Here is a 13,146-nt window from a genome sequence, read left to right as displayed (position 1 = left end):
ATACTTGAAAAAACAAAAAAAGGTGCAAAGACATTAAAAATATATTGCGCAATGCTTCATATTTTGATAGATTGAAATATGAACAGTATGGTTTAATTTGAAAATTGGGGAGTTGTAAAATGCCAAAAACAAAAATTAAAATTCCTAGAACATATGCTATTGAGCATACTATTGGCTCAGTACAAGAAGCCACTATCGGTGAAAAACCAGGTCAAAGATATTATAATAGGCTTGAAGGAGATAGGTATTTATCAGCAGCCAATACTGATCATAATAATTTAACTTGGCAACGACTTAATATGGCTTATATTAAAGTACAACAATTGATTCAAAAAGATCAATTCTCAGGTTGGGATGAGCGTAATAGAATTACGCAAGATGAGTATGAAAACTTAACAGATGAGCAGCAACTACAATTAGAGCGATTACATGCAATAAAAGATGGTGTTTCTGGCTATTTAGCAGCACAAAAAATGGCGCTATCTGTTGAAAGTGATGATTTTGATCAAAAACTTTCTTCTATTGAGTATAATAGAAGAGTTGCAAGTTTTGCAAAGTCAGAAGATGTTACATTATTGGCAGATCAAAAATCACATTTTGATAATATTATAAGCTTTTATAGTAAATATTATAAAGAAAGTGATGGTGCACTTGATTTTAGAGTAAGTTGCTTATTTAAAAAAGAATGCGGATTATTAGCAGCTCCAAATATTGATTTAGATAAGTATAATAATTTAATGAAGAATATTAGAACTATTCAAAAATTAGAGACAGCAGGTGGAAAAGCAGGATATTTATTAGGAGATCGCTTAGTTAATTTAGCATATGATTCCAACAAAAAAGATAGTGTAGAAAATCTAGAAAGCGCGATTATTGATAGTTTAACTGAGCTTAAGTTAAAAAATAATGCAACAGCAAAAAAAATAAATGTGCCAAGTCCATTTTGTAATAATCATGATGATAAGTCTGCAGTCACATCAAACTTAAATCATTGGGAAGCCTTTAAATAATCACCCCACCGCCAAGACAGATATCACCATCATATAAAACAACCGACTGTCCGGGGGTGATGGCTCGTTGAGGTTGTTCAAAAGAAACTTCTATATCACCTGAATCTAGTACTTTAACTGTACAATTTTGATCACCTTGACGATAACGGACTTTAGCTTGACACTGAAATTCTGATTTAGGGGGTGCATCTAAAATCCAATTAAATTGGTTGGCTTTTAAGTTTTGTGAGAAAAGGAGTGGGTGATCTGTACCTTGTACAGCAACTAATACATTTCGCTCTAAATCTTTTTTTGCTGAAAACCATGGTGCTTCAGGACGATTTTTAACACCACCAATACCTAAGCCCTGGCGTTGTCCTAGCGTGTAATACATTAAACCATCATGCTTACCAATAACATTACCAAATTCATCTTCAATATTACCTGGTTGTGCTGGAATATAGCGATTTAAAAAATCCTTAAATTTACGCTCGCCAATAAAACAAATACCAGTTGAGTCTTTTTTATTGTGTGTGATAAGGCCTGCTTTTTCAGCGATTGCTCTAACTTGAGATTTTTCAATTTCACCAATTGGAAAAATGGCAGGCTCTAATTGCTGTTGATTGAGTGCGCATAAAAAGTAGCTTTGATCTTTTTGAGGGTCTAGCCCCTTAAGTAAGCGATACTTGCCATTATAAAAATCTTTTCTTACATAATGACCTGTTGCAATATATTGACCACCTAGCATATAGGCATACTCTAAAAAAGCTTTAAACTTGATTTCTTTATTACATAAGATATCAGGGTTTGGTGTACGTCCAGCCTTATACTCTTTTAAAAAATATTCAAAAACATAATCCCAATACTCACTGGCAAAATTAATTTTTTTAAATGGAATATTAAGTTTTTGACAAATCGCTTCGGCATCACTGATATCTTCTGATGCGCTACAATATTCATCATTATCATCTTCTTCCCAGTTTTTCATGAACACAGCTGTAACATCATAACCTGCTTCTAATAGGCGTAGGGCAGAGACAGAAGAATCAACACCACCGGATAGTCCTAAAATAACTTTTTTACTCATAATTTTACTTATTGGTTTTTATTTGTTCTTATCTAATAATGAATAGAAATGAATTATTCGAAGGCAATTCTAACATAGTTTTAATGAAAGGGTAAAATATCTTAAATACTCAAAGCTAGGCGAGTTGCTTGATCTATGGCGCGCTTAGCATCTAATTCAGCAGCAAGATCTGCACCACCTATGATATGCGTATCTATATTATTATCTTTCAGTGGTTGATATAATTCGTTAACAGATAGCTGACCAGTACATAAAATAACAGTATCAACCTCAAGGCATTGCGGTTTTTCATCAACTGTAATATGTAAGCCTGCATCATCAATTTTTTGATAACTAACGCCTGAATGTAATTGGACATTTTTATGCTTTAATGTCATACGGTGAATCCAGCCAGTTGTTTTGCCTAAGCGTTTACCAATTTTTTCCTTTTTACGTTGTAATAAATGAATTTCATAAGGGGATGGGGTAATATTTGGCGTTGTTAGACCACCTCTGGATTGAGCATTAATATCGATACCCCATTCACTGTAAAAATGACCGCAATCAAAACCATTGGTTTTGGTGCCGTGAGCAAGATAATCTGCTACATCAATACCAATACCACCAGCACCCATTATGGCAACTTTCTTACCAGGTTCTTTCTTTCTAGTTAAAATTTCCATATAAGTTGCAACTTTAGGATGATCAACACCATCAATATCTGGAATGCGTGGTTTAACACCACTAGAGAGTATCACATGATCAAAGCTACCATTACTTAATGTCGATAAATCAACTTCAGTATTAAGCTTTAAATCAATATTTAATTGATTAATTTTATGTTTAAAATAACGTAGTGTTTCTTTAAACTCTTCTTTTCCTGGAATTTCACTGGCTAAATTAAACTGACCACCAATCGATTGACTTTTTTCATATAAGGTTACATGATGCCCTCGTTGCTGGGCTGTAATTGCAAATGCACAACCTGCAGGCCCCGCACCAATAACTGCAATCTTTTTAGGTGTCTGTACTTCTGTTATGCTTAGCTCAGTTTCACGACAAGCCAGTGGGTTAACAAGGCAGGATGCTTCTTTTTTTAAAAATACATGATCAAGGCAGGCTTGATTACAACCAATACACGTATTGATATCATCTTTTTGATGACTGACAGCTTTATTAACAAATTCAGCATCTGCAAGAAAAGGTCTTGCCATAGAAACTAAATCACAATGCTCTTCTTTTAATACTCGCTCAATTACATCAGGGTGATTGATGCGGTTAGTTGCAACTAAAGGTACAGAGACGAAGGGCTTAAGTTTTTTTGTAATCGGGCTAAAGGCTGCGCGTGGTACCATAGTTGCAATCGTTGGAATACGTGCTTCATGCCAGCCAATGCCTGTATTAATAATACTAACACCTGCATCTTCTAATGCTTCTGCTAATAAGACAACTTCATCCCAACTTGAACCATTTTCAACTAAATCAAGCATTGATAATCGAAACATAATAATAAATTCATTACCACACACTTTACGTATTGCTTTGACAGTTTCAACGGCAAAACGCATTCTGTTATTAAAATCACCACCATAAGTATCATCACGAAGATTGGTTCTTTTAACTAAAAATTGGTTGATTAAATAGCCTTCAGAGCCCATTACTTCAACACCATCATAGCCTGCAAGTTGTGCTAAAGATGCGCTATGAGCAAATTGTTTGATAATACGTTTTATGCCAAAACGATTAAGTGCCCTTGGTGTAAATGGTGAAATTGGTGCTTTAATTTTTGAAGGTGCAACAATAAGTGGATGATAGCCATAGCGTCCAGCATGTAGAATCTGTAGTAAGATTTTACTATCATATTGATGAACGCTCTCAGTAATGAGTTTGTGTTTTTTTGCTTCTTTTTTTGTAGTTAATTTTGCACCAAATGGAATTAACCAACCTCGCCTAGATGGAGAGATACCTCCTGTAACAATTAAGCCAACGCCACCTTTAGCTCGAGCTTCGTAAAATTTAGCTAATCGATGTAAGCTTTTTTTATCTTCTTCAAGCCCTGTGTGCATTGAACCCATGATGATACGATTTTTTAACTGTGTAAAGCCAAGGTCAAGTGGTTGGTTTAAGTAATTGATCTTCTCAGTCATGATGCTTATCTTTTCAAGTCCATTGATAGTTACCTAGTAAGGGATATTTTACCTGAGTTAGGTTGGAAGATAAATCGTGCCTAAGCTTAATTGTTCACTTGCACCGGTAACAGAAATAATATTTGATCTTCTGTGCTCAAGACGCATCATACTGAGCCAAGCAATAAGAGATGCTTCAACCCACAGTGGGTCAATACCAAGCTTTGCAGTTGTATGGATAGCTATTGTGTGAAGTTCTGTTTTAATTCGATTAACTAAGTCAATATTAAATACGCCACCACCAGCAAGATAAATTGTTTTTGTATCAGCTTGTGCTTTAAAAATTGCATCAGCAATACTTTTAGCACTTAACTGACTTAAAGTTGCTTGGATATCTTCAGGTTTTAACGGTTGATCTATTAAATCTAAATAGTATTCTAACCAATGTAGGTTAAAGTACTCTTTGCCAGTACTTTTGGGGAAAGGCGCTTTAAAATATGGGTCAGCTAACAGTAAAGTAAGTAAGTTTTCATTGACTAAACCTGTCGATGCCCACGAGCCTTGATCATCATATAGCTGATTGTGATTTGGATGATTTTTTTGATACCAGATATCTAAAAGCGCATTACTTGGGCCAGTATCAAAGCCAATAACATGCTTATTATTAGGATTTAAACATGAGATATTCGCAATACCACCTAAATTAACAATCATTCTTTTTTCAGTATCATCACTAAAAACTGCTTTGTGAAAAGCAGGGGCAAGTGGTGCGCCTTGACCACCATAAGCCATATCTAGTTTTCTAAAGTCACCAACTGTCGTAATTTGAGTAGTTTTAGCAATTAGATGCATGTTCCCTAATTGCCAGGTGAATGGGTAGGGCTGGTTTGGTTGATGGTATACGGTTTGCCCATGACAGCCAATGGCTGTGATTTCATGCCTTGATAGATTTGATTGATGGATAATTTGAGTGGCTGCATAAGCATAAATTTCACCTAACTGGGTATCTAAAGTACCAATCTCTTTTAAACTCCCTTCAGTTGAGGTAATCAACTGTGTCAAATTTTTTTTTAATTCTTGTGGAAAAGCAATCGAGTTAGTTGCCAATAATTGAGGGTGTGCATCATTAAAAGAAATAATTACACTATCGATGGCATCTAAGCTTGTACCACTCATAATCCCTATATAATAAGTCATAATATGCCTAAATCTTTTCCAAGTTGGTAATTTTTATATGCGCGATAGCATAAAATAAACACCATGTATGCCATATAAATATAAATGGTAAAAACAAAAATACTCAAATAAAGCGGGATGCTTTGTGTACCATGAAGATTTTCAGGTGTAATCACATAGCTTGCGATAAAATTAACAGCAATTAATGCAATTAAAAAAATAAGCGTTAAAGCAGAGTAGATTTTGCAGCTTCTAATACGGCGGTATTTCCATTCAAATACAGCTTCAGTTGATGCATTTAGGTAACGATCTGGTCGAATATTCAGTGCTAATATCCAAGCGATAAATGTAATAACTGCATAACAAAGTAGAAATAGCATTTTTACCTATTCCCACTTATTGCTCAAATTATTAACTAATGCTTGTGTATTTTGTTGTGGCATGCCTTGATCCATTTTAACAAGGCCGTTGACAGTTTTATATAAAATGATTGGTGTGACATACATTTTATTATTCATCATAAATTGCATGTTTTTGTCTAATTGTGCTTTCGCTTGGGCGGATGGCTTTGCATCAGGTGCAATGCCACCTTCTTCTCTACTTTCATTAAAATTATGTTCATTTTCTTCTAAGGCTTTTAATGGATTGGCACTATCAAAAATAGCCATTGTCTTTGCAGCACTATCTGGTTTAACTGCACCAATTAAAATCCAACGAACAGCCAAATTACCACTTTGAATTTCTGGTTGTAGAGACTGATAGAGTAAGTGACAAAAATGACAATTTGGATCTGCTATAATATAAGCTTTATGTGGAGCATTTTGCTTACCTTGTTCAATATAATGTGTATTTTTAGCTTCTTTAAACGCTGCAATCGCAGTTTTAGGTTGAATATACTTTTCATAGTCAATTCGTTGTTGATTGACACCATCTTGATTATAGTAAGAGCCACTAAATAAGAAACTACCATCTTTTGCCACGTATAAAATGCCTTCTTGACCGCCTTTTGACTGGATAACATAGCCATATAATTGATCATTAGCATCAAAACTGCGTATAATTTTAGCTTGTCCATAAGTCACTTTATTAACTAGTTTTTCAGCCTTTTTAGGGTTTGCTGTATTCGATGAAAAACATCCAGCTAGTGTTAAAGTACTTGCTAATAGCCCGATCAATAAACCTTGTTTGATGGAGAATTTTTTTTTCATATATGATCCTGTTTCATCAAGTTATAAATAATGTTATTGATTGTAAGCATAGCGTATAGTTTAGCTGATATTCAAGGGAATTAATTCATTAGTGTTGTCATTAAGAATAAAAGAGTTTAGGCAGGATAAGGATATAAAGATGAAGATGATAAAACAAACTCAATTAATGATTGTTTGTTTAAGTATTTTTTATACGAATCAACTGATGGCTTCAGATCAAACTGAATTTAAATTAAAAGCAATTCAGCATCAAATAGAACAATTAAAATCACAAGTTGCACAACAAAAATCTATCAAGCCTATAGAAAATGATTCACAGTCATTTGTTAAGGCTAATCCAGTAATTGCAAAGTTATTATCAGCAGGTGGTGCAGCTTATGCGCGTGAGCAATTATTACTTGATGCAATTGCAGCAGATAATGTTAAAAATCATCACCTTTATCTAGGTGGTAAGCTTGAGCATGTGACAACCTATAATTCAGATTTGCCAAATAGTGATGGTAGTTATAATTCAAGCACTCAATTCAGCCCCAAAATAAAATTAGGTTTTTTAACGCGGATATCACCATGGCTTAGTGGGTTTTTTAGCTTGCAGGCGACAGATGGAGGTACATCAGTTTCAGCCAAAGAAAATTATTTATTATTTAATAATGGTGAGAGTTCATTTTATGTTATTGCGGGATCAAAATACGTAGATTTTGGTAATTTTCAACGCTTTAGTGTTAGCATTAAGCCACTAAATCGCGTCTTTTGGATATCAGATGATGTTAGTCAAATCGAAGGTGGCTATTATAGTTCAAACTTAAATGCACAAGCGACAGTTTTTAATGGTAGTAGTAAAACCAACACCAATACGGATCAAATTTCTAATCATGCTGAGACGGTTTACTATCAATTTAAGCCTACAACACAAATGACATTTCACTTGGGCGGTGCTTATATTAATGCAATTAGAAGAACAGCAAAACTTGAAAATTCAACATCAGTTGAATTAACGGATCATAATCGTACGCCAGCTATGGATATTTTTGCAGGTGGTATCATTAAAATTAATGCGAAAAATTCTTTACAGTATAGTGGCGAATATACCCAAACAATACAGACAGACAATGATAGAAATTCAAGTGCTTGGTTAGTTGCAGGGATTTATAAAACGAGTATTCTATCTAAAAGCTATCAATTATTTTTAAATTATAGTGCTTTAAATGCATTAACAGGCCATTATAACCAATATTTAATTGGTGTGAAATCTAAATTCTATGGTGTAAAAGTTGGTATAGATTATGCCTTATTAGCAGCATCAGAAGTAAAAAATGATAATATTATTGAATTAAAACTTGAATATGTTTTTTAGTCTTTTTTAGTTTTCTAAATACTCAAATCCACGTTTAAAATTAAAATTATGTTGTGCTTCAATATGACGGACAGTACCGGTTTTAGAGCGCATGACAATGCTATGGGTTTTGGCTAGTTTGCCATCTCTTCTAACGCCATCTAAAAACTGCCCATCAGTAACACCAGTTGCAGCAAATAAGACATCACCACCTGCTAATTCGTGTAAGTTATACTTTTGATTAAGATCTGAAATACCCCATTTATGTGCGCGAGCAATTTCATCTTCATTTCTAAATAAAAGTCTACCTTGCATTTGGCCACCTAAACATCTTAAGGCTGCAGCACCTAGGACACCTTCAGGTGCACCACCTGTACCCATATAAAGATCAATGCCGCTATCAGACTGAGCCGTAGCAATCACAGCAGAAACATCACCATCATCGATTAAAACGATGCGAGCACCAATTTTTCTAATTGCTTGAATAAGTTCTTGGTGTCTAGGACGATCAAGAATACAGACAACTAATGCTTCAACTGGCACACCTTTATATTCAGCTAAGCGTTTAACATTTTCTTCAGGGGTAAAGTCAAGATCAACAAGATCTTCTGGAACGTCCTTACCACCAATGGCGATTTTTTCCATATAAACATCAGGTGCATTTAAAAAACCGCCTTTTTCTGCCATAGCGATCACCGCTAATGCATTCGGTCTACCTGTTGCTGTAATGGTTGTTCCTTCTAATGGATCTAAAGCAATATCTAATTCAGGACCTGTTGGATTATTACCAACTTTCTCACCGATATATAGCATTGGTGCTTCATCTCGTTCACCTTCACCAATCACAACCGTTCCATCAATCGATAAGCCATTTAAGGCGCGGCGCATGGCATCAACAGCTGCTTGATCAGCTGCTTTTTCATCACCTTTACCCATTAATCTCCAAGCGGAAAGGGCGGCTGCTTCAGTAACACGAACAGATTCAAGTGCAAGATTACGATCCATAAGTATGATCACTCCATAAAGTTATTAAACTAGGTTAATTGGAGGCTATTTTAGCCGATTGCGTCTTTTTAGACAAAGAAAAAACCAATATAAAGGTTTAAAATAGTCTAAATCTCCTTAAACCTAACACCATCACCTAACCAACGTTGGATTAATTGCGGTACGATGTTTGGTTCTTTTTCAATTAACTGATCGGAGATTGTTTCAACTAAGCTTAATTCATCACGGTCACGGATTAGATCAGCCACTTTGAAGGTGATATTACCTGTTTGGCGTGTACCAAGTAATTCCCCAGGGCCACGAATAGATAAGTCTTTTTCAGCGATGATAAAACCATCATGATGCTTTCTCATAACATCAAGGCGTGCCTTTGCAGTTTGGCTTAATGGTGGGTGATATAATAAAATACAAGTACCTTTAAGTTTGCCGCGACCAACACGACCCCTTAGTTGATGTAGTTGTGATAAGCCAAGCCGTTCAGGGTTTTCAATCACCATAACGGATGCATTTGGTACATCAACACCAACTTCAATGACAGTTGTTGCAACTAATAACTGAATCTCATTTTGTTTAAAGCGCTGCATAATATCTAATTTTTCTTTGGCTTTCATCTTGCCATGAATTAAAGCGATTGCAACTTCATTAAAAGCTTTTTGTAGCATTGCAAGCGTATTTTCAGCAGCTTGTAACTCACTTAAAGCTTCTGATTCTTCAATTAAGGGACAAACCCAATAGGCTTGTATACCATTTTTAAATTCAGCTTGTAATTTTTTAATTAAGTCATTGCGCTTTTGATCTGATAATACAGCTGTTTGAATGCCAGCTCTACCTTTAGGTAATTCATCAATGATTGAGGTATTTAAATCACCATAGATTGTCATTGTTAAAGTTCTCGGAATTGGTGTTGCACTCATAATTAATTGGTGTGGAGTAAAATTATCTTTTTTGCCTTTATTTAATAGATCATAACGTTGTTGAACACCAAAACGATGTTGCTCATCAATAATGACTAAAGCTAAACTATTAAATTCAATATGCGCTTGAAAGAGTGCATGTGTACCAATTAGAATATCAATTTCACCACTGGTTAATGCAGTTAAGATTGATTTACGTTGTTTTTGCGTGGTTTTATTAGTGATTAACGCACTTTTTATAGAGAGTGGTTCAAACCATTGACTAAAATTATGGTAATGTTGTTCAGCTAAAATTTCAGTCGGTGCCATGATGGCCGCTTGATAGTGATTTTCTGCTATTAATAAAGCAGCAGCAGCGGCAACTATTGTTTTACCAGAGCCAACATCGCCTTGAACTAGTCGAGCCATAGGCTTTGATTTCTTTAGATCAGCTTGGATATCATCGATGACCCTTAGTTGTGCTTGTGTTGGTTGAAAGGGTAAGCTTTGAATAAATTCTCCAAGTAATTGGATATTGGTTATTGTATGTGCGTGAGATTGTTCATTATTACTGCGAGCTAGTTGAATGCTTAAGCGATGCGCAATTAGCTCTTCAATAATTAAGCGTTTTTGTGATTCATATTGAAATGCTTTTAATTGGTTGAGATTTGTCTGTTTTGGTGGGTGATGGATAAATTTAAGTGCTTCATATAGCTCGGTTAATTGGTATTTTTTGGTTAGCCATTGGGGTAATGTTTCATTTAAACGATACTCAATATTATCTAAAGCAAGCTGTATATATTTGGCAATAACTTGTGAGCTTAAGCCATCAGTTGCAGGATAAACAGATGTTAGGCGATCAGGTAATGCATAGGTTTTATTTGGGTATAGTATTTTGTATTCTGGATGAATCATTTGCCAGCTTTGTGATTGTCGCTTAATTTGACCAAATAAGCGAATTTTTTGTCCTTCTCTAAGTTGACTAATTTGATTTGGAAAAAAATGAAAAAAAATGACTTCTAATGATTGCTGATCATTATCTGTAATCAGAAGCTTAAGCGTTTTTCTACGCGTTTTAACAACTTGAGTATGAGTAATTACACCTTCAAGCTGAGCCATTTGGTCATAATATAACGTTTTGATTGAATTAAGCTTAGTTCGATCTTGATAATCTCTTGGTAAGTGAAATAATAAATCACTGACTGTATAAATATTTAACTTTGAAAATTTATTGATTAAATGAGTTCCGATACCTTTAATTTGATCTAACTGCATTTTACTTAGTCTCTTTTAGTTTCTATAGGTTATTTAAAAACTGATTAATTTTATCATTTAATTGTTTGTTGTTTTTAAGCTGCTCAGATAATTGCTTACCTAAGCCTTGAAGTGCAATTGGCTGTACTTGTTTAAATAATTCATTGTAATTCACAGTTGAGTGAATAGCATCATCAGTATTTTTACGCCAGATATGATAGGGGATATAGACTTTTTGATAATCTTCTAAATTAGGGCTTTTAGGATTATAAACAAACGCTTTTAATTTGTAATTTAGTCCTTTATCTATTAAATTATATTCGCCATTACCATTTAAATAAAAGTTATTGCCTTCTAATGAGATTGTAGTTGTGTCAACTTCAGAACCTTTAAACTGATTGATGATATTAATTTTTTCAATTTCAGTTGTAAGGCCATCATTTGGATTAATGCGTTTGTCTTTAATATTAAGTGTTTGTAACTCATCTTTGATTTTATTTAATGAATCCTTAAAACCACTCATCGTTTTAAGTGATTTTAATAAGTTTTGAACATCGGTTGCAATACGATTAAGATCAATACCTTTTAATAAAGCTTTTGGTGAGGTAATTTGATTTTCACCGTTGATTAGGTAGTTTTGCTTTTGATCTTTAGAAATTGTAAGCTTGCCAGTTGAGTGTAATAGATTAAATGTAAGTAATGCACCTTTAAGATCTAGGTAATCAGATAAGACAAATGGGTTAATATCAATGCTATATTTTAAATCTATCGGGTTAAATGATGCAAGTTTAATACTACCACTGATATTACTAGGGCCAATAGCTCCTCGAATATTTTTTAAAAGTAGAGATTGCTTATCACCAAAAAAATCAGCATTTAAGCTAGGGTCATCTAGTGCTTTTGGATTAACTAAAGTCATTAGGTTAATATTAAGTGACTTTAAAATATCTTCTAAGTTCTCACCTTTAAGTGCTAGATGTCCATAATAAGAATAATCTTTAAATAAAAAGTTTAGATCTGTTAGTGTGATATACAGTAAGTTATTAACCACAAATTTTAAAGATTCAGTTGAAATGGTAGATGAACTTAGCGTAATTTTTTTAGTTGAAACTAAAAGGCTTTGTTGTTGCTGATTACTAGGTGAGGTGATTGTTGCATTGACATTATTAAAGTTAATGCTTTGAGGATAAATAGCAAGTACTGATTTTAAATGAATATTAAAGGTTTTTTGATTTAGGAGTAACTTTGTTTTTAATGTTAAGTTAATTAGATTCAATGAAGGTGTGTTTTGATCTGAATCAAGTAATAAATCAGTATTATAAATGCGAAATTTTTGATTGTTTCTTTGATCATGATATTGAATCGTTGCATGTTGTATGTTCACAGTACCAGTTAATATTGGCAACCACTGAGTTTTTGAAAATAACGCTCTATTAGGTGTTTGTATTTTTAATGTGTCTGTAGAAGCGCTGTCTTGGTTTTTTATAATTTGCTTTGATTGCACATTAGGTGTTTGAGCTGGGCTAAAGCTTAAATTATTTTTGCCATCAGTATAAATATTAAGATAAGCTTGAGCACGATCAATGATGATTTGATTTATTTTAATGATTTTTTTATCAGTTAGTCCTAAATAGTAACCAATCGTAGGCCAAGGGTTGATATGAATATCAGCAGCATCCCATTGAGCAAATGTGCCACTAAGGCCTTGTGGGTTAGATAATTTACCTTTGCCGATATCAATATCAAGATCTAAACCAGAAAAACTCCAATGAATATCACCTTGTAGTGTTAAGGTTCTACCTGTTGTTTGTTTAACTAGTTTTTCAATTTGTGGTTTATATTGGTTAATATCAACACTAAACCAGATAATACTTACGCCAATAAGTATTAGAACAATTAATGCTGCCAGTGTATAAATAATCCAGCGAATCAAACGCATCGTAATTAGGCTCCTTTTTATACGTTTATATCGTTAATGTTTAAGTACTATATTTTTTCTTTTCTCTTGCATTATTGAATCCGCCACGGGCTTTCGTTACAATGCAATGAATAATTGGAACTTATTATAAACAAATTGAACTAAAAAAATGAGTCAG

At 33.9% G+C, this 13,146-nt stretch carries 10 protein-coding genes; 2 read left to right on the top strand and 8 right to left on the bottom strand.

Annotation, left to right across the window (positions count from 1 at the left end; all coding sequences use genetic code 11):
- Positions 1–119 precede the first annotated feature (119 nt).
- Complete coding sequence (locus KFE69_12095) at positions 120–1,010, top strand: hypothetical protein (protein UTW42215.1); 891 nt, start codon at positions 120–122, stop codon at positions 1,008–1,010.
- Here KFE69_12095 and mnmA read toward each other — a convergent pair.
- The 5 genes from mnmA to dsbG all read right to left on the bottom strand — a co-directional run bounded on the left by mnmA (position 1,003) and on the right by dsbG (position 6,565).
- Positions 1,003–2,079, bottom strand: coding sequence for a tRNA 2-thiouridine(34) synthase MnmA (mnmA, locus tag KFE69_12090; GenBank protein ID UTW44073.1), 1,077 nt, complete (start codon positions 2,077–2,079; stop codon positions 1,003–1,005). The two genes, KFE69_12095 and mnmA, sit on opposite strands and share 8 nt — an antisense overlap.
- A gap of 98 nt (positions 2,080–2,177) precedes the next feature.
- Positions 2,178–4,190, bottom strand: a complete 2,013-nt coding sequence (locus KFE69_12085; protein ID UTW44072.1) for an NADPH-dependent 2,4-dienoyl-CoA reductase — start codon at positions 4,188–4,190, stop codon at positions 2,178–2,180.
- Positions 4,191–4,259: 69 nt separating this feature from the next.
- Complete coding sequence (locus KFE69_12080) at positions 4,260–5,378, bottom strand: anhydro-N-acetylmuramic acid kinase (GenBank protein ID UTW42214.1); 1,119 nt, start codon at positions 5,376–5,378, stop codon at positions 4,260–4,262.
- A complete protein-coding gene (locus KFE69_12075) occupies positions 5,375–5,737 on the bottom strand; it encodes a hypothetical protein (GenBank protein UTW42213.1) in 363 nt (120 codons plus the stop codon). The genes KFE69_12080 and KFE69_12075 overlap by 4 nt, the downstream gene beginning before the upstream one ends.
- 6 nt (positions 5,738–5,743) lie before the next feature.
- The gene (gene dsbG / locus KFE69_12070) at positions 5,744–6,565 is read right to left on the bottom strand and encodes a thiol:disulfide interchange protein DsbG (protein UTW42212.1); all 822 of its coding nucleotides are present in this window, start codon (positions 6,563–6,565) and stop codon (positions 5,744–5,746) included.
- A gap of 139 nt (positions 6,566–6,704) precedes the next feature.
- Between dsbG and KFE69_12065 the strand changes: the two genes are divergently transcribed.
- A complete protein-coding gene (locus KFE69_12065) occupies positions 6,705–7,919 on the top strand; it encodes a hypothetical protein (GenBank protein UTW42211.1) in 1,215 nt (404 codons plus the stop codon).
- 6 nt (positions 7,920–7,925) lie between these two features.
- Here KFE69_12065 and glpX read toward each other — a convergent pair whose 3' ends face one another.
- The 3 genes from glpX to KFE69_12050 all read right to left on the bottom strand — a co-directional run bounded on the left by glpX (position 7,926) and on the right by KFE69_12050 (position 12,989).
- Positions 7,926–8,903, bottom strand: coding sequence for a class II fructose-bisphosphatase (gene glpX / locus KFE69_12060; GenBank protein ID UTW42210.1), 978 nt, complete (start codon positions 8,901–8,903; stop codon positions 7,926–7,928).
- Positions 8,904–9,010: 107 nt separating this feature from the next.
- Positions 9,011–11,071 carry an ATP-dependent DNA helicase RecG gene (gene recG, locus KFE69_12055; protein UTW42209.1) on the bottom strand — a complete coding sequence of 687 codons (2,061 nt, stop codon included), beginning with the start codon at positions 11,069–11,071 and terminating at the stop codon, positions 9,011–9,013.
- Between the two features lie 22 nt (positions 11,072–11,093).
- Positions 11,094–12,989: an AsmA family protein gene (locus KFE69_12050; GenBank protein ID UTW42208.1), complete on the bottom strand. Its 1,896-nt coding sequence runs from the start codon at positions 12,987–12,989 to the stop codon at positions 11,094–11,096.
- Positions 12,990–13,146: the final 157 nt, after the last annotated feature.

It is taken from the genome of bacterium SCSIO 12844, assembly GCA_024397935.1.
GTDB lineage: Bacteria > Pseudomonadota > Gammaproteobacteria > Francisellales > Francisellaceae > M0027.
Note: the sequence above shows the minus strand (reverse complement) of the source record. Positions and strands in the feature narration are given on the sequence as shown.

What these genes read in the sequence shown, in the direction of transcription:
- KFE69_12095 (UTW42215.1), top strand. Translation starts at nt 120, where the DNA reads ATGCCAAAAACAAAAATTAAAATTCCTAGAACATATGCTATTGAGCAT.
- KFE69_12080 (UTW42214.1), bottom strand. Translation starts at nt 5,378, where the DNA reads ATGACTTATTATATAGGGATTATGAGTGGTACAAGCTTAGATGCCATC.
- KFE69_12075 (UTW42213.1), bottom strand. Translation starts at nt 5,737, where the DNA reads ATGCTATTTCTACTTTGTTATGCAGTTATTACATTTATCGCTTGGATA.
- dsbG (UTW42212.1), bottom strand. Translation starts at nt 6,565, where the DNA reads ATGAAAAAAAAATTCTCCATCAAACAAGGTTTATTGATCGGGCTATTA.
- KFE69_12065 (UTW42211.1), top strand. Translation starts at nt 6,705, where the DNA reads ATGAAGATGATAAAACAAACTCAATTAATGATTGTTTGTTTAAGTATT.
- glpX (UTW42210.1), bottom strand. Translation starts at nt 8,903, where the DNA reads ATGGATCGTAATCTTGCACTTGAATCTGTTCGTGTTACTGAAGCAGCC.
- recG (UTW42209.1), bottom strand. Translation starts at nt 11,071, where the DNA reads ATGCAGTTAGATCAAATTAAAGGTATCGGAACTCATTTAATCAATAAA.
- KFE69_12050 (UTW42208.1), bottom strand. Translation starts at nt 12,989, where the DNA reads ATGCGTTTGATTCGCTGGATTATTTATACACTGGCAGCATTAATTGTT.